The sequence below is a fragment of the Streptomyces sp. NPDC092296 genome, from assembly GCF_044755465.1.
Taxonomy (GTDB): Bacteria; Actinomycetota; Actinomycetes; order Streptomycetales; family Streptomycetaceae; genus Peterkaempfera.
On the sequence record NZ_JBIVRB010000013.1, the window covers coordinates 139,319 to 155,633 of the forward strand.

Consider the following 16,315-nt stretch of genomic DNA (forward strand, 5'->3'; position numbering starts at 1 on the left):
GCTCGGAACCTCTGGCCCACCCGGCGCCTCTTGACCGGACGAGAAGGCACCAGCGACCCGCCCAGGAGGCACCACCCATGACCGCCGCCCGCACGGCTACCACCGACACCGCCCGCACCGCGACCACCGCCACCCGACCGCTGCCGCCCGCCCCGGGCGTGACCCACCGCTTCGTCACGGCCGACGGCATCCGCTTCCACGTGGCCGAGGCCGGCGAAGGGGAGCCCGTGCTGCTGCTGCACAGCTTTCCCCAGCACTGGTACGCCTGGCACCACCTGCTGCCGCTGCTGGCCGCCGACCATCGCCTGATCTGCCCCGACCTGCGCGGCTCCGGCTGGTCCGACGCCCCGCCGCACGGCTATGACACCGACACCCGGGTCACCGATGTGCTGGCCCTGATGGACACCCTCGACCTCGACCGGGTCAGGCTGATCGGCCATGAGTGGGGCAGCTGGCTCGGCTTCATGCTCTGCCTGCGCGCACCCGGCCGCTTCAGCCACCACCTGGCCCTCAACATCACCCACCCCTGGCCGCTGCACCGCCGACTCCTGCCCAACGCCTGGCGCTACTGGCACACCGCCCCGCTGGAGACCCCGCTGCTCGGCCGCCGCCTGCTGCGCCACAGCCCCGGCTTCACCCGGCAACTGCTGCGCCGGGGCACCGCCGACCCGGCCGTCTGGAGCCCGGAGGAGCTCGACGAGTACGCCCGCTCCACCGCCGAACCCGCGCACGCCCGCGCCGCCGAGCAGCTGCACCGCGCGTATGCCCTGCACGACATCCCCCGCCTGGTGCGCGGCCGCTACCGGCGGCAGCGTCTCACCACCCCTACCGTGATCCTGGCCGGCGAGCGGGACGCCACGCTCCCGCCCAGCGTGCTGGCCGGTGCCGACCGCCACACCGACCGGCTGCGCGTCCAGGTGATACCCGGCGCCGGGCACCTGCTCCACCAGGAGCGCCCTGACCTGGTCGCCGAAGCGGCCGGCGCCCTGTTCCACGGCTGACGGCGCCGGGAGCGGCCGCCCGGCAGGTGCGGTCAGCTCCGGTCGGCCGTCCGCCGCCGCACCCGCTCCACCATGCGCCCCACCCGGACCGCCCCCACCGCCCGCAGCACCGCCGCTATCGGCACCAGCCTCCGCCTGCGCACGCCGCCCAGCACCGCGAACCTGGTGCCCTCACCCTCCGCCACCGCCGCCATCCCGCCGACCACCAGCTCGCTCTGCATCAGGCACCACCCCGCCTCCAGCAGTACCTCGAACTCCGCCCGATGCCCGAGCGGCCCGGCCGCCACCGCCCGGAACCTCGGCGCCGAGCCGTCCACCAGCTGGAAGGAGTACACGGACGGCACCAATCGCGGCAGCTCACCCTCCAGATCCGCCGCCACCGACCACACCGCCGCAGGCGGCGCGGCGATATACCCCTCGGCGTACATCGCCCCCCGCACCCCGGCTGCCATCACCCGCAACCGCCGAACCGGGTCGACCCCCGGCATACCCGCTCCATCCTGCTCCTGCTCCAGCCCGTCGATCATCGCTGCCACGCCTTCCGAAAGCTGTCGCGCGCCCGGTGCAGCCGCGACTTCACCGTCCCCCGGGACACTCCCAGCAGCTCGCTCGCCGCCTGCTCGTCCAACCCCTCCAACTCGCGCAGCACCAGGATCGCCCGATGGTCCGACGACATCCGGCGCAGCACGTCGTACACCTCCCCGGCCAGCTGCGGATCGCCCCTGGCCGGACGGTCGTCCCACTCCGCCACCGGCGTCTCCCGGGCCGCCCGCCGCGCCACCCGCACGGCCTCGCGCACCGTGACCGTACGCACCCACCCGTACAACGCCCCCGGCTCCTGCACCGTGTGCAGCCCCCGGAAGACCGCGACCAACGCCTCCTGCACCGCGTCCGCCGTGTCGCGCAGCGCGATCGGCCGACACAGCCGTGTCACATACGGCGTGAGCAGCCGGAGCAGCGCGTCCATCGCCAGCACATCGCCCCGCTGCGCCGCAGGCATCAGCGCAGCAGCGGCCTCCCACGGCGGCGGCCGCTCCTCCGGTGCCGCCCCCGGCCCCACGTCCGACACCCCCACCACGTCCGACACCCCCGGCTCCTCCGCCCGCAGTGCCTCCGCCCGCCGTGCCTTTACTTGCAGTGCCTCCGCTGGCACTGCCTCCACCCGCAGAGTCCCCATCCAGCCTCCTCTCCGTGACGCTCCCTCAAGACAGAGGGGCCGCAAGCTCCGAAGGTTCCCGTCACTTCTCGGCAATTCCGTTGCGCGCCGCCGCGCCGCCGTGGGTAGATAGGTCCCGTGCCCGGTACACGGGCCCGGGACCGGCAGCGCCGCTCCCGAACACGGCGAAGGGAGGCGGAAGCCATGCGGGTCGAGACACCGAGCGGGCGCTGTTCCAGCACTCGCCGCTCCCCGGGGCTCCGCCGAACCGCGCCGTCCCCGGTGCGCACCCGGCGGTAACACCGCCGACGCGCACCACACAGCGCCCAGGGCCGCCTCCGCGCACGGGGGAAGCGGGGGCGTCCCTGCGGCGCACACCCCCCTGGGGGCACAGCCTTCCCGAGCCACGCCGGACTCTCGCGTGGCACTCTCGCAAGTGGGCCATCCGACCTTGGAGGTCGTTTCAACCATGTCGTACACCGAGGTTCCCGGCGTCCGGGTGCCGATCCGCATGTGGACCGACCCGGCCGCCGTCGAGGGCCAGGCCATGCAGCAGCTGCGCAACATCTCCTCGCTGCCCTGGATCAGCGGCCTCGCCGTGATGCCCGACGTCCACCTGGGCAAGGGCGCCACGGTCGGCTCCGTCATCGCCATGAAGGGCGCCGTCTGCCCGGCCGCCGTCGGCGTGGACATCGGCTGCGGGATGAGCGCGGTCAAGACCTCGCTCACCGCCCGTGACCTGCCCGATGACCTCTCCCGCCTGCGTTCCGAGATCGAGGAGGCCATCCCGGTCGGCCGTCAGGGCCATGACGACCCCGTCGACCCGAGCCGCCTGCACGGCCTGCCCACGGCCGGCTGGGACGGCTTCTGGCAGCGCTTCGACGGCCTGGCGCAGGCGGTCAGGTTCCGCCGGGAGCGGGCGCTGTCGCAGATGGGTTCGCTGGGCGGCGGCAACCACTTCATCGAGTTCTGCCTCGACACGGCGGGCTCGGTGTGGCTGATGCTGCACTCCGGTTCCCGCAACATCGGCAAGGAGCTGGCCGAGCACCACATCGGCGTCGCCCGCTCCCTGCCGCACAACCGGAACCTGGTCGACCGCGACCTGGCGGTGTTTGTCGCGGACACCCCGCAGATGGCCGCCTACCGCGAGGACCTGTTCTGGGCACAGGAGTACGCCAAGAAGAACCGCGCCATCATGATGGCCCTCTTCCAGGACGTCGTCCGCCGGGAGTTCCGCCGGGCGGGCGTCACCTTCGAGCAGGTGATCTCCTGCCACCACAACTATGTGGCCGAGGAGCGGTACGACGGCCAGGATCTGCTGGTCACCCGCAAGGGCGCCATCCGGGCGGGCTCCGGTGACTACGGCATCATCCCCGGCTCGATGGGCACCGGCTCGTACATCGTCCGTGGCCTCGGCAACACCGACGCCTTCAACTCCGCCTCGCACGGCGCCGGCCGCAAGATGAGCCGCAACGCCGCCAAGAAGCGCTTCACCACCCAGGACCTGGAGGAGCAGACCCGGGGTGTGGAGTGCCGCAAGGACAGTGGCGTGGTGGACGAGATCCCCGGGGCCTACAAGCCGATCGAGAAGGTCATCGACCAGCAGCGCGACCTGGTCGAGGTGGTGGCCCAGCTCAAGCAGCTGGTCTGCGTCAAGGGCTGACGCACCATCACGTGACCGGGCGCTCGGCGGTCAGTTGCAGCGCCCGGCGGCTGGGCCGTTGCACCTCGGGGCCGCTGCGGGCCTCCCGGAGCAGCTGTTCGGCGGTGTCGTCCCCGAGGCGTTCCCGCAGCTCGGCCTCGTGGTCGAGCCAGAGGGCGTAGAGGGCGAGCCACCGCTCCCGCTGCCCGTGGTCGATGCGGGTGCCGACCAGGTCGAGGCCGGCCTCCGCGATCAGCGGCGCCCAGCGGGGTCCGCCGCGCCGGTGCGGTGGCACCTCGGGGCCGTGCCACTCGCCGCAGGTGAAGAACGCCCGAGCCCCCGGGCGCAGGATGCGCCGCAGTTCCGCCAGGGGGCGCGGCGGTCGGCGGCCATGGGGAGGGCGTCGATGGAACCGCGATCGAACCGCGATCGGTCTGACGGGAGGCAGAGCGATGGTCAGCCGGTCGGGGCGGCCGGCACCGGCGACCCGTCGGGTGGAGCGGGCGGGCGTCAGGCGGCGGGCAGCTCGTCCAGCCCGTCGCGGACCAGGGTGGCCAGCCGCTCCAGGGCCGCTTCCGCGTCCTGCGTGGAGACGGCGAGTACGACCTCGTCACCGCCCCGGGCGCCCAGGGTCAGCACGGCGAGCATCGAGGCGGCGTTGACCGGGGCGCCTCCGGGCCTGGCGATGGTCACCGGGACGCCGGTCGCCGTGGCCGCGCGTACGAAGACGGAGGCGGGACGGGCGTGCAGGCCCTCGGGCCAGCCGACGGTGACGCGACGCTCAGCCATGAGTGGTGCCTTCCGGGTGGAGCCAGGGGCGCGGTGTTGTCTAGACCAGTGTTGCATGGGTGCGGGCCGCCGCCCGCACGTCCGGCGGCCCCCACCCCGCAGCCCGGATAGCCTGGCAGGGTGGACCACTCAGCCGCACCCGCAGACCCCGCGCGGGCCTACCCGCAGCACTGGGAGGCCGACGTCCTGCTGCGTGACGGCGGCACCGCCCGCATCCGCCCGATCACCCCGGACGACGCCGACCGGCTGGTGGAGTTCTACGGCCAGGTGTCGGACCAGTCCAAGTACTTCCGGTTCTTCGCCCCCTATCCCAGGCTGTCCGACCGCGACGTGCGGCGGTTCACCCACCACGACTACGTCAACCGGGTCGGTCTGGCGGTGGTGGTCCGCGACCGGTTCATCGCCACCGTCCGCTACGACCGGATCGACGCCACCGGCCGCCCCGCCGACGCCGAGTCCGGCGCGGTCGAGGCGGAGGTCGCCTTCCTGGTCCAGGACGCCCACCAGGGCCGGGGCGTCGCCTCCGCCCTGCTGGAGCACATCGCGGCCGTCGCCCGCGAGCGCGGCATCCGCCGCTTCGCCGCCGAGGTGCTGCCCGAGAATCGCAAGATGATCAAGGTGTTCACGGACGCCGGCTACACCCAGCAGCGCAGCTACGCCGACGGTGTCGTCCACCTCGAACTCGACCTGGAACCCACCGACGCCTCCCTCGCCGTGATGCGCGCCCGCGAGCACCGCGCCGAAGCCCGGTCCGTACAGCGGCTGCTCGCCCCCCGCTCGGTCGCCGTCGTCGGCGCCTCCCGCAACCCCGCCGCCGTCGGCCGCACCCTGCTGCGCGACCTGCGGGCCTCCGGCTTCCCCGGCGCCGTCTACGCGGTGAACAGCGCCGCCCCGCCCGGCACCGAGCTCGACGGCATGCCCGTGCACCGCTCCGTCCTGGACCTCCCCGCCCCGGTCGACCTCGCCGTCCTCGCCGTACCCGCCGCCGCCGTACCCCGCACCGTCGCCGACTGCGGAGCCCACGGCGTACAGGGCCTGGTCGTGGTCACCGCCGGCTACGCCGAGACCGGCCCGGACGGCAGGGAGCAGCAGCGGGAGCTGGTCCGCCAGGCCCGCGCCGCCGGCATGCGGGTCATCGGCCCCAACGCCTTCGGCCTGATCAACACCGCCGCCGACGCACCGCTGAACGCCTCCCTCTCCCCGCTGCTGCCCCGGGCCGGCGGCTTCGGCGTCTTCAGCCAGTCCGGCGCCATCGGCGCCGCCCTGCTGGAGAGCGCCCACCACCGCGCCATCGGCATCTCCTCCTTCGCCTCGGTCGGCAACCGCGCCGACGTCTCCGGCAACGACCTGCTCCAGTACTGGGAGGAGGACCCGGCCACCGATGTCGTCCTGCTCTACCTGGAGTCCTTCGGCAACCCCCGCAAGTTCACCCGGATCGCCCGCCGGATCGCCGCCACCAAGCCCGTGGTGGTGGTCAAGGGCGGCCGCCACACCGGCAGCGTCCCGCCCGGCCACGCCGTGCCCTCCACCGCCTCCGCCCTGCGCGACGCCACCGTCGACACCCTCTTCCAGCAGGCAGGCGTGGTCCGGGTCGACACCATCACCGAGCTGTACGACACCGGCGAACTCCTGGCGTACCAGCCACTGCCGCCCGGCGACCGGATCGCCATCATCGGCAACTCCGACTCCCTCGGCCTGCTCACCCACGACGCCTGCCTCAGCGCCGGACTGCGCCCCCGCACCCCGGTCGACCTCACCACCGCCGCCACCGGCGACCACTTCCGGATCGCCCTGGCCACCGCGCTGGACGACCCCGCCGTCGACGCCGTGGTCACCGTGGCCATCCCGCCCATCGGCACCCCCGCCTTCCCCGGCAGCACCCTGTTCGGCAGCACCGGGGGCGACCCGGAGCTGACCGCCGACGCCCCCGCCATCGCGGAGGCCCTGGCCGAGGCCACCGACCGGGCCCGCGCCGTCGGCAAGCCGCTGCTCCTGGCCCACCTGGCCCTCACCGACCTGCCCGCCCGGCTGCGCCGACTGGACCCGGCCGGCGCCGTCCTCCCCGGCACCGTCCCCGCCTACTCCGCCCCCGAACGCGCCGTCCGCGCCCTCGCCCTCGCCGTCCGCTATGCCGCCTGGCGCCGCGCCACGGTCGCCGCCGAGAGCTCCGCCCGCGTCCCCGAACTGGACGGCATCGACGAGGCCGCCGCCCGCGCCCGGGTGCTGGCCGCCCTCTCCACCCGCACCGCGGCCGCCGCCCGCACCCAGTCCGGCGCCCGGATCGCCCTGGACGACGACGCGGCCGCCGGACTGCTCGCCGACTACGGCATCCACGTCGTCCGCTCACTGCCCGCCCCCGACGAGCACACCGCCACCCGCGCCGCCGCCACCCTCGGCTACCCGGTGGCGCTCAAGGCCACCGCCGGACATCTGCGCCACCGCCCCGACCTGGGCAGCGTCCGGCTGGACCTCACCGGCGAGGCGGAGCTGCGCCGCGCCCACCGCGAGCTGGACGCGCTGCTCGGCGGCGCCGCCCAGGCCCAGCTGGTGGTCCAGCCGATGGCGCCGCGCGGAGTGGACACCGTGGTCTCCGCCACCGTGGACCCGGCCGTCGGCGCGATCCTCTCCTTCGGCATCGCCGGCGCCCCCGCCGAACTCCTCGGCGACCTCGCCCACCGGCTGCTGCCCGCCACCGACCGGGACGCCGCCGAGCTGGTCCGCGAGGTCCGGGCGGCACCGCTGCTGTTCGGCTGGCGCGGCGCCGACCCGGTGGACACCCCCGCCCTGGAAGAGCTGCTGCTGCGGGTCTCGCGGCTGGTCGACGACCTGCCCGAGGTCGCCTCGGTCGAGCTGGAGCCGGTGGTCGTCGCCCCGCACGGCCTGGCCGTACTCGCCGCCCGCGTCCGGGTCGCCCCGCTGCCCGCGCGCAGCGATCTGGGACCGCGCAGCATGAGCAAGCTGTAGCCTTCCTGGGCGGCGCCCCTCGGTGCCCGACCCCCGACGTCCGGACGTATCCGGGCCGAGCCCTGTCCACGCGGCCCGCAGCCGCGCTCGGACATGCCAGGATGGAGACATGGCGAAGACCGGCACGACCACCACGCAGGGCCTGCGCTCCGCGATCGAGCGCAGCGGCTACTACCCCGCCCTGGTCTCCGAGGCAGTGGAGTCCGCGGTGGGCAGCGAGCCGATCGGCTCCTACCTGGTCCACCAGGAGACCACCTTCGACGCCAACGAGGTGCGGCGCCATGTGACGGTGCTGGTCCTCACCGCCACCCGGTTCATCGTCAGCCACACCGACGAGCAGGCCGCCGACGACACCTCCCCGGTGCCGTACGCCACCACCTCCACCGAGAGCGTGCGGCTGGGCCGGATCGCCTCGGTCGTGCTCAGCCGGGTGGTCGCCAACCCCGAGACGTACACCCCCGGCACGCTGCCCCGCGAGGTGGTGCTCACCATCGGCTGGGGCGCCGTGCAGCGGCTCGACCTGGAGCCCGCCGGCTGCTCCGACCCCAACTGCGACGCCGACCACGGCTACACCGGCTCGGCCACCGCCGACGACCTGTCGCTGCGGGTGAGCGAGGCCGGTGACGGCCCGGAGACGGTCGCCCAGGCGCTGCTGTTCGCCCGAGCGCTGTCCGACGCCACCATCGCCCAGGGCGCCTGAGGCCGGATCGCACCGCTCGATGACCAACTCCCTGCCGCTTCCGTCGCCCGACCACTTCGAGATCCTCGACCCCGCCGCCGCCCCGGTGCCCCCGTACGGCAGCGCCACCCTCGCGGACCTGCTGCCCGCCGTCGCGGCCGGCCTCGGCACACCCCCGTACGACTCCGGCGACGCGCCCGGCCTGGCGCTGGAGCCAGCCGACCGGGTCTGCGTCTTCCTGGTCGACGGGCTGGGCTGGGAGCTGCTGCGCGCCCACCCCCAGTACGCGCCGTTCCTCACCTCGCTGCTCGGCAGCTCGCTGGGCGGCACCGGCCGTCCGCTGGCCGCCGGCTTCCCGGCGACCACCGCCACCAGCCTCGCCTCGGTCGGCACCGGGCTGCCGCCCGGCAGGCACGGGCTGGCCGGCTACACGGTGGCCATCCCCGGCGAGGACCGGCTGATGAACCAGCTGCGCTGGCAGCCGCCGGTCGACCCGCACCGCTGGCAGCCGTACCCCACGGTGTTCCAGCACGCCGAGGCGGCCGGGGTGGAGACCTGCCAGGTCAGCTCGCCGGCGTTCGCGCAGACCCCGCTGACCCGGGTGGCGCTCTCCGGCGGCACCTTCTTCGGCCGGTTCAGCGGCGAGGAGCGGATGGACCTGGCCGCCGAGCGGCTGGGCGCCGCCGACCGGGCGCTGGTCTACACGTACGTCAGCGAGCTGGACGGCGCCGGGCACCGCTACGGCGTCGACTCCGACGACTGGCGGATGATGCTCAACACCGTCGACCGGCTGGCGCAGCGGCTCGCCGAGCAGCTGCCGCCGCGCTCCGCGCTGTACGTCACCGCCGACCACGGCATGATCGACGTGGCGCCGGAGGACCGGATCGACTTCGACGAGGACTGGGAGCTGGGCGCCGGCGTCGCCCTGCTCGGCGGCGAGGGGCGGGCCCGGCACGTCTACGCGGTGCCCGGTGCCGCCGCCGACGTGCACGCGGTCTGGAGCGAGGTGCTCGGTGACCGGATGTGGGTGGCCACCCGGGACCAGGCCATCGCGGCGGGCTGGTTCGGCCCGGTCGTGGACGAGCGGGTGTACCGGCGGATCGGTGACGTGGTCGCGGCGGCCTGCGACGACATCGCGGTGACCGCTTCGCGCAGCGAGCCGGGGGAGTCCCGGATGGTCGGCCTGCACGGGTCCATGACCCCGGTCGAGCAGTTCGTCCCGCTCCTCGAGGTCCGCCGCTGATCCCGGTGCCGCAGCGGCAGGCACCCCCCTCCACGAAAGGTTTCCGCACTCCCGATGGCCGAGCTGGTGTTCTTCTCGGGGACGATGGACTGCGGCAAGTCGACCCTTGCCCTCCAGATGGACCACAACCACGCGGCCCGGGGCCGGCAGGGCGTCATCTTCACCCGCGACGACCGGGCCGGCGCGGCGACCCTCTCCAGCCGGCTCGGCCTGGCCACCGGCGCGGTGGAGGTCACCGACGGACTGGACTTCCACGCCCATGTCGTCCAGCTGCTCTCGGCCGGTGGCCGCGTCGACTACCTGATCTGCGACGAGGCCCAGTTCTTCGCCGCCCACCAGGTGGACCAGCTGGCCCGGATCGTCGACGAGCTGGACATCGACGTCTACACCTTCGGCATCACCACCGACTTCCGCACCCGGCTCTTCCCCGGCTCCCAGCGGCTGGTGGAGCTGGCCGACCGGGTCGAGGTGCTCCAGGTCGAGGCACTGTGCTGGTGCGGCGCCCGCGCCACCCACAACGCCCGCACCGTCGGCGGCGTGATGGTGGTCGAGGGCGCCCAGGTGGTGATCGGTGATGTGGCCGTCAGCGAGGCCGAGATCGGCTACGAGGTGCTCTGCCGCCGCCACCACCGGCGCCGGATGACCGCCGCCACCGCCCGCGCCGCCGCGCTCTCCCCGGACGTGCTGCCCTTCGACCCCGGCGCCGCCCAGCTGTCCTGACCATCCCCTGACCGTACGTCAGGCGCCCGACTGCACCACCGTGAAGTGCCCGCCCTCCGGGTCCGACAGCCGCGCCAGCCACCCGTACGGGGACTCCTGCGGCCCGGCCAGCACCCGGCCGCCCAGCTCCACCGCCGCCCCGGCCGCCGCCGCCACGTCCGCCACCGCGAACTGGACCCGCCAGCGCGGCGGCCCGCCACGCAGCCCGGCCGCGCCCCGGATGCCCGCCACCGGGCGCCCGTCCACCCGCAGCAGCGCATCCGCCTCGCAGCGCGCCGGCGCCTGCGGGCCGACGCGCGCCACCTGATGCCCGAACACCGACCCGTAGAAGGCCGCCGCCGCCCCGACCTCCGGCGTCAGCAGTTCCGTCCAGGCGGGCGCCCCCGGCACCCCCACCGCCTGCCACCCGGCGTGCTCCTGACCCTCCCACAACCCGAAGACCGCCCCCGACAGGTCCGAGACGATCGCCACCCGCCCCGCCTCGTCCGCCTGGAGCGGGCCCACCGCCACCGTGCCGCCGCAGGCCCGGACGCGCTGCGCCAACTCGTCGGTGCTGTCGGCGGCGAAGTACGTCGTCCAGCTCACCGGGAACCCCAGCCCCGGCGGCAGCAGCCCGAGCCCGGCCACCGGCACCCCGCCCAGGGTGGCCCGCAGATACCGGCCGAGCCGGACCGGCCCGGCGGTGAACTCCCAACCCAGCAGCGGCCCGTAGAACTCCTGGGCGGCGCCGAGGTCACGCGCCATCAGGCTCACCCAGCAGGGCGAACCCTGCGCGCACCGGGTAGTCACAGCAGTCATCGGCGGCTCCTCCAGGGCATACCGTCCGGCGTGGGGGGACCCCAGGACGGATGGTGCCACCATCCGCCGGGACATTGCTCCGGGCCGCGCGGCCACCCGGGCAAAGAGCCTCAAAAGTATCGACGTCGACACCACCGCCCTCGCGCCGGAGCACAATGGCGGCCATGGACAGCCACCACACCCCCTACCCCCTGATCGCGGCCGACGAACTCGCCACCGCGCTGCGCGGTTCCCGGCCGCCCGCGCTGCTCGATGTGCGCTGGCAGCTCGGCGGCCCGCCGGGCGAGCAGGAGTACCGGGCCGGCCACCTCCCCGGCGCCCACTACATCGACCTCGACCGCGAACTCGCCGCCCCGCCCGGTCCGAACGGCCGCCACCCGCTGCCCGACCCGGAGGTGCTCGCCGCCGCGCTGCGCCGCGCCGGGGTGTCCGCCGACCGCGACGCGGTGGTGTACGACGCGGGCCCGGCCACCTCGGCGGCCCGCGCCTGGTGGCTGCTGCGCTGGGCAGGGCACGACCGGGTCCGGGTGCTGGACGGCGGCCTGGCCGGCTGGACCGCCGCCGGGCTGCCGCTGAGCACCGAGGTCCCGGCGGACGGCGACGGCGACTTCGTCCCGAAGCCCGGTGCGATGCCGACGCTGGACGCGGACCAGGCGGCCCGACTGGCCCGCTCCGGCCTGCTGCTGGACGCCCGCGCCGGGGAGCGCTACCGGGGCGAGACCGAGCCGGTGGACCCGCGCGCCGGGCACATCCCCGGCGCGGTGAGCGCGCCCACCACCGGCAATCTGGCGGCGGACGGGCGCTTCCTGCCCGCCGACGAGCTGGCCGCCCGCTTCCGCGAGCTGGGGGTGGAGCAGGCGCCGACCGGGGTCTACTGCGGCTCCGGGGTGACCGCGGCGCACCAGGTGCTCGCCCTGGAGGCGGCGGGCTTCAGCGCGGCGCTCTACCCGGGCTCATGGAGCGAGTGGTCGGCCGATCCGGACCGCCCGGCCGCGACCGGCGCCCAGCCGGGCTGACGGCCCGGCCGCCTGATACGGCGCAGGGCGGGTCGCGCCACCCGGAGCGACCCGCCCTGCCGTCAGCCGCCAGGCCGTCAGTCCTGCTTCTTGCGGCGGCTGCCGAAGACGATCTCGTCCCAGCTCGGCACGGTCGCCCGCCGCCCGGGACGCACGCCGTCCGCCTCCGCCTGCCGGTCGGTGGTGCCGACCAGCCGGTCCCGGTGCGGGGAGACCGCGCGCGGCATCAGGATGTCCGCGTACGCGGAGCCGGCGCCCGCGCTCGCCGCCGGCGCGGCCGTGGCAGCCGCCGCGGGCTCGTCCGGCTCGTTCTGCTCGACGGTCTCCTCGGTCGGGTCGACCACCAGGTCGCCCCGGAAGCTCGGCACCACGTCCAGCAGGCTGGTGAGCGAGTCGCGCGCCTCCGCCGTCGCCGCCGGGCGCTCCATGATCCGGTCCGCCGACGGCCGCTCCAGCGCGGGCCGGGCGGTGCGCTCCTGCGGCAGCCGGGCGATCCTGGGCACGAACGGGAAGACCGGGTCCTCGCCGCCGCCGCGCTCCGGGGACTCCCCGATCAGCGCGCGGGCCTCGTCATTGGTCGGCTGCACCAGTCGGCGCGGCGGGTCGTACGTCCAGCCGGCCCTGCGGTGCTGGCCCTCGGCCCGGTACTCCAGCACCACCTCCCAGGTGCCGTCGTCGCGCCGCCAGGAGTCCCAGTGCTCGCTGTCCTTGTCGGCGCCGCGCAGCGTCAGCCGCTCCTGCACCGCGTCGCCCAGCTGCGGCCCGGTGCTCTCGCCGTGCCGCCGGATCGGCGTCTTGCGTGCCCGCTCGGCCATGAACGCCCGCTCGGCCAGCACCGGACCCTCGAAGCGGCGGACCCGGTCCACCGAGATGCCGGCCAGCTGCGCGACCTCCTCGGCGGTGGCGCCCGCTCGTATGCGTGCCTGGATGTCGCGGGGGCGGAGGTGGCTCTCCACCTCGATCTCGATCTGACCCAACCGAGGGCGGTCACCCCGGATGGCGGCCCGCAGCCGCTCATCGATGGGGAGGGTGTACTCCGTGCTGTCGGCAGCCTTGAGCACCAGTCGTGTGCCGTCATTGCTGACAGCCACGACACGCAGTTCGGGCACGGTTACCTCCCGGGTGGTGCCTGCCGACGTCACCTGCGTCGCTGCTCCCGTAACGAGTGTGGCCTGCCGACGGGCGGCTGGCCACAACATTGCAGACTTCTACGGCGTGTCGCGGCTGGCCTCGGCACGCTTTGTGGCACGGTTACCTCTTTGCGGCACCGCCGGTCGGCGCCGCGCCTCGGACGCCTCCGGACATCGATCCGGTGGCGCGTCCCGCCCCAGCCGGGAGCCTGCGGCCCCGGGACGAGTGCCGCCCTCCACCTTCTCCATCGACCGTCCCTCGCCATCGGGCTGACGGACAGTCGAGCAGCATGCGGCCAGACTCCACAAACAGTACTCCATTGGTGGCGCCCGGGAGGCTCGGCCCGCTGCTCAAGTCTCCCGCGAATCCGTGGAATCTCAAGGGCCACCACTCCGATGGCCGACCGCCGACCGAAGGATGGTGATCATCTTCACACCTTTCGGCCAATTGGAGTGCAGTATCCGCCAGCTCTGTCGTCCTTTGCGGACATACTGCAATCGGAATCGGTCACGACCCCAGGACGCGGCGCAGATAGCCGTTCCCGAATCGGCGTTCGGGGTCCACCCGGTCGCGCAGCGCGGTGAAATCGCCCAGCCTCGGGTAGACCGACGCCAGGTACTCGGCGTCCCGGGTGTGCAGCTTCCCCCAGTGCGGGCGCCCCTCATGGGCGGTCATGATCCGCTCGACCTCGGCGAAGTACCCCCGGTCCGGCGTCCCCCGGTACAGGTGCACCGCGATGTAGCAGGTGTCCCGCCCGCTCGCGGTGGAGAGCCAGAGGTCGTCGGCCGGCGCCGTACGCACCTCCACCGGGAAGCTGATCCGCCAGTCGGACCGCTCCACCAGCGCCCGCAGCTCACGGAGCACGGCGGTCGCGGCGGCGCGCGGCACCGCGTACTCCATCTCGACGAAGCGCACCCGCCGCGGGCTGGTGAAGACCTTGTACGCCACATCCGTGTACGTGCGCTCGGACCAGGCCCGGCTGGAGACCTGGGCGATGGTCGGGATGGCGGCCGGGAAGCGCCGCCCGACCCGGCAGGCCCCCTCCCAGACGGTGTTGGAGAGGAACTCGTCGTCCAGCCACTCCCGGAAGCGCGGCAGCGGGGTGGCCGGCCCCGGGCTGCGGTTGTTGCTCTTGGTGCTGCACCGGTCGGTGTGCGGGAACCAGTAGAACTCGAAGTGCTCGTTGACCTCGGTCAGCCGGTCGAAGTCGGCCAGCACCTCGTCCAGCCGCATCGGCCGCTCATGGGCGGTCAGCAGGAAGAGCGGCTCCACCGCGAAGGTGAGCGCGCTGACCACGCCCAGCGCCCCCAGCCCCAGCCGGGCGCCCTGGAACAGCTCGGCGTTCTCGGCGGCCGAGCAGCGGGTGACCGTACCGTCCGCCAGCACGATCTCCAGCTCCCGGATCTGCGCCGCCAGCGACCCGGAGTCCCGCCCGGTGCCGTGGGTGCCGGTACTGGTCGCCCCGGCGACGGTCTGCACCATGATGTCGCCCATGTTGGTCAGCGAGAGGCCGGCCGCCTCCAGCAGCCGGTTCAGCCGCTCCAGCGGCAGCCCGGACTCCACCGTCACGGTGCCCGCCTCGCGGTCCACCCGCCGCACCGCCGTCAGCCGGTCCGGGCGGATCAGCACGCCGTTCTCGGCGGAGGCTATCGAGGTGAAGGAGTGCCCGGCACCCACCGCCTTGACCGTCAGCCCGTCGGCCGCCGCCTGCCGCACCGCCGCCGCCAGCTCCCGCGCCGAGGACGGCGCCACCACCCGGCTCGGCCCGGCGCTCTGGTTGCCCGCCCAGTTGCTCCACCGGGCCGGCTCAGGAGCGCCGCTGCGGCTCCCGCTCGTCGCCTTCGACACGCGCTGCCTCCTGCTGCTCCGGTGCCGACCGCAGCCGGCGCACGCCGAGGAACGCCGTGACCATGGCGAGCGAGGCCGACACCACGGGCACCCAGTACCCGGCCGAGGCCCCCGCGCGGTCCACCGTCCACCCGCCGACCGACGAGCCCGCCGCCACGCCGACGGCCAGCCCGGTGATCGTCCAGGTCATCCCCTCGTTGAGCTTGGCGGCCGGGATCAACCGCTCCACCATGCCCATCGTGGTGACCATGGTCGGGGAGATCGACAGCCCGGCGACGAACAGCGCCGCCGCCAGGGCCACGAGGTTTCCTACCAGTAGGAGCGGGAGCATACTCACCGCCATCACCGACACGCCCACCAGGAAGCGCCGCGACATCGGGCCGGAGGGACGCAGCGCCCCGAAGACGATCCCGGCCAGGCAGGACCCCAGCGCGTACACCGCCAGCACCACGCTGGACAGCGCGGTGTGGCCCTGCTCCTGGGCGAACGCCACGCTGACCACCTCCACCGAGCCGAAGATCGCACCGGTGGCCACAAAGGTCAGCACCAGCACCTGGAGGCCCTTGGACCGGATCGCCGAGCCGCCGACGTGCTGCTCCGGCGGATGCACCGGCGGCTCGGTGCGCCGCTGCCCGGTGAAGAGCGCCACCCCGACGGTCAGGAAGATCGCGGCGAGCAGCACGCCCGCCTCCGGGAAGACGGCGGTGGCCAGGCCGATGGACATGATCGGCCCGGCGATGAAGCAGACCTCGTCCATCACCGCCTCGAAGGAGTACGCGGTGTGCAGCAGCGACGGCTCGCCCCGGTACAGGTGCGCCCAGCGCGCCCGCACCATCGACCCCATGCTGGGCATCGCGCCCATCCCCGCCGCGCAGACGAAGAGCGTCCAGTCCGGCGCCGCCAGCCGCGCGCACAGCAGCAGCGCCGCGGTGAACAGCACGCTCAGCCCGACCGCCGGCAGCGCCACCCGCCGCTGCCCGTACCGGTCCACCAGCCGCGACACCTGCGGGCCGAGCACCGCCGCGGCCAGCGCCAGGGTCGCCGTCACCGCGCCCGCGAGCCCATAGGCCCCGCGCAGTTGGGCGAGCATGGTCACGATGCCGATGCCGGTCATCGAGATGGGCAGCCGGGAGACCAGCCCGGTGGCGGAGAAGGCCAGACTGCCGGGGGCGGCGAATATCTGGCGGTAGGTCGACAGCAGGGACGGCAACAGGGGCTCCGGTGACTCCGGTAAGGAATGTGATTCGCTCACACAGCTTACGAAGGGCGGCAAACCGTTTACCGCGACCCCGTCCCCCGCCCCGGTACGGCGCGGCCCTGCCGCCGCC

General features: G+C 74.4%; 15 protein-coding genes. 7 read left to right on the top strand and 8 right to left on the bottom strand.

Annotated elements, in window-relative coordinates:
- The first annotated feature begins 77 nt into the window (after positions 1-77).
- Complete coding sequence (locus ACIQGZ_RS23790) at positions 78-1,001, top strand: alpha/beta fold hydrolase (RefSeq protein ID WP_402605032.1); 924 nt, start codon at positions 78-80, stop codon at positions 999-1,001.
- A 32-nt stretch (positions 1,002-1,033) separates the two neighbouring features.
- Here ACIQGZ_RS23790 and ACIQGZ_RS23795 read toward each other — a convergent pair whose 3' ends face one another.
- Entirely contained in the window at positions 1,034-1,528 is a 495-nt protein-coding gene (locus ACIQGZ_RS23795) for a hypothetical protein (RefSeq protein WP_402605034.1), read from the bottom strand.
- The gene (locus tag ACIQGZ_RS23800) at positions 1,525-2,178 is read right to left on the bottom strand and encodes an RNA polymerase sigma factor (protein WP_402605036.1); all 654 of its coding nucleotides are present in this window, start codon (positions 2,176-2,178) and stop codon (positions 1,525-1,527) included. Before ACIQGZ_RS23800 ends, ACIQGZ_RS23795 begins: the two co-directional genes overlap by 4 nt.
- 448 nt (positions 2,179-2,626) lie before the next feature.
- Here ACIQGZ_RS23800 and ACIQGZ_RS23805 point away from each other — a divergent pair, with 448 nt between their 5' ends.
- Complete coding sequence (locus ACIQGZ_RS23805; protein WP_402605038.1) at positions 2,627-3,820, top strand: RtcB family protein; 1,194 nt, start codon at positions 2,627-2,629, stop codon at positions 3,818-3,820.
- A 7-nt stretch (positions 3,821-3,827) separates the two neighbouring features.
- On the opposite strand, the gene ACIQGZ_RS23810 is transcribed toward ACIQGZ_RS23805, so the two are convergent.
- Positions 3,828-4,094, bottom strand: a complete 267-nt coding sequence (locus ACIQGZ_RS23810; RefSeq protein ID WP_402605041.1) for a hypothetical protein — start codon at positions 4,092-4,094, stop codon at positions 3,828-3,830.
- Between the two features lie 215 nt (positions 4,095-4,309).
- Entirely contained in the window at positions 4,310-4,588 is a 279-nt protein-coding gene (locus tag ACIQGZ_RS23815) for an HPr family phosphocarrier protein (protein ID WP_402605044.1), read from the bottom strand.
- Between the two features lie 120 nt (positions 4,589-4,708).
- Between ACIQGZ_RS23815 and ACIQGZ_RS23820 the strand changes: the two genes are divergently transcribed.
- The 4 genes from ACIQGZ_RS23820 (at position 4,709) to ACIQGZ_RS23835 (ending at position 10,194) form a co-directional block, all read left to right on the top strand.
- The gene (locus ACIQGZ_RS23820) at positions 4,709-7,552 is read left to right on the top strand and encodes a GNAT family N-acetyltransferase (RefSeq protein ID WP_402605046.1); all 2,844 of its coding nucleotides are present in this window, start codon (positions 4,709-4,711) and stop codon (positions 7,550-7,552) included.
- A gap of 109 nt (positions 7,553-7,661) precedes the next feature.
- Entirely contained in the window at positions 7,662-8,252 is a 591-nt protein-coding gene (locus ACIQGZ_RS23825; protein WP_402605049.1) for a DUF5998 family protein, read from the top strand.
- Positions 8,253-8,271: 19 nt separating this feature from the next.
- A complete protein-coding gene (locus ACIQGZ_RS23830; RefSeq protein WP_402605052.1) occupies positions 8,272-9,474 on the top strand; it encodes an alkaline phosphatase family protein in 1,203 nt (400 codons plus the stop codon).
- Positions 9,475-9,528: 54 nt separating this feature from the next.
- Positions 9,529-10,194 carry a thymidine kinase gene (locus ACIQGZ_RS23835; RefSeq protein WP_402605055.1) on the top strand — a complete coding sequence of 222 codons (666 nt, stop codon included), beginning with the start codon at positions 9,529-9,531 and terminating at the stop codon, positions 10,192-10,194.
- Between the two features lie 18 nt (positions 10,195-10,212).
- Here ACIQGZ_RS23835 and ACIQGZ_RS23840 read toward each other — a convergent pair whose 3' ends face one another.
- A complete protein-coding gene (locus ACIQGZ_RS23840; protein ID WP_402605058.1) occupies positions 10,213-10,992 on the bottom strand; it encodes a VOC family protein in 780 nt (259 codons plus the stop codon).
- A gap of 164 nt (positions 10,993-11,156) precedes the next feature.
- Between ACIQGZ_RS23840 and ACIQGZ_RS23845 the strand changes: the two genes are divergently transcribed.
- Positions 11,157-12,008, top strand: coding sequence for a sulfurtransferase (locus ACIQGZ_RS23845; RefSeq protein ID WP_402605061.1), 852 nt, complete (start codon positions 11,157-11,159; stop codon positions 12,006-12,008).
- 77 nt (positions 12,009-12,085) lie between these two features.
- Here ACIQGZ_RS23845 and sepH read toward each other — a convergent pair whose 3' ends face one another.
- The 3 genes from sepH to ACIQGZ_RS23860 all read right to left on the bottom strand — a co-directional run bounded on the left by sepH (position 12,086) and on the right by ACIQGZ_RS23860 (position 16,188).
- Complete coding sequence (sepH, locus tag ACIQGZ_RS23850; RefSeq protein WP_402605064.1) at positions 12,086-13,150, bottom strand: septation protein SepH; 1,065 nt, start codon at positions 13,148-13,150, stop codon at positions 12,086-12,088.
- A 496-nt stretch (positions 13,151-13,646) separates the two neighbouring features.
- Entirely contained in the window at positions 13,647-14,987 is a 1,341-nt protein-coding gene (locus tag ACIQGZ_RS23855) for a D-arabinono-1,4-lactone oxidase (RefSeq protein WP_402605067.1), read from the bottom strand.
- Complete coding sequence (locus ACIQGZ_RS23860) at positions 14,947-16,188, bottom strand: MFS transporter (protein WP_402605126.1); 1,242 nt, start codon at positions 16,186-16,188, stop codon at positions 14,947-14,949. Before ACIQGZ_RS23860 ends, ACIQGZ_RS23855 begins: the two co-directional genes overlap by 41 nt.
- Positions 16,189-16,315: the final 127 nt, after the last annotated feature.

Coding starts and splice junctions, on each gene's coding strand:
- ACIQGZ_RS23790 (WP_402605032.1), top strand. CDS start 78: ATGACCGCCGCCCGCACGGCTACCACCGACACCGCCCGCACCGCGACC.
- ACIQGZ_RS23795 (WP_402605034.1), bottom strand. CDS start 1,528: ATGATCGACGGGCTGGAGCAGGAGCAGGATGGAGCGGGTATGCCGGGG.
- ACIQGZ_RS23800 (WP_402605036.1), bottom strand. CDS start 2,178: ATGGGGACTCTGCGGGTGGAGGCAGTGCCAGCGGAGGCACTGCAAGTA.
- ACIQGZ_RS23805 (WP_402605038.1), top strand. CDS start 2,627: ATGTCGTACACCGAGGTTCCCGGCGTCCGGGTGCCGATCCGCATGTGG.
- ACIQGZ_RS23815 (WP_402605044.1), bottom strand. CDS start 4,588: ATGGCTGAGCGTCGCGTCACCGTCGGCTGGCCCGAGGGCCTGCACGCC.
- ACIQGZ_RS23825 (WP_402605049.1), top strand. CDS start 7,662: ATGGCGAAGACCGGCACGACCACCACGCAGGGCCTGCGCTCCGCGATC.
- ACIQGZ_RS23830 (WP_402605052.1), top strand. CDS start 8,272: ATGACCAACTCCCTGCCGCTTCCGTCGCCCGACCACTTCGAGATCCTC.
- ACIQGZ_RS23835 (WP_402605055.1), top strand. CDS start 9,529: ATGGCCGAGCTGGTGTTCTTCTCGGGGACGATGGACTGCGGCAAGTCG.
- ACIQGZ_RS23840 (WP_402605058.1), bottom strand. CDS start 10,992: ATGACTGCTGTGACTACCCGGTGCGCGCAGGGTTCGCCCTGCTGGGTG.
- ACIQGZ_RS23845 (WP_402605061.1), top strand. CDS start 11,157: ATGGACAGCCACCACACCCCCTACCCCCTGATCGCGGCCGACGAACTC.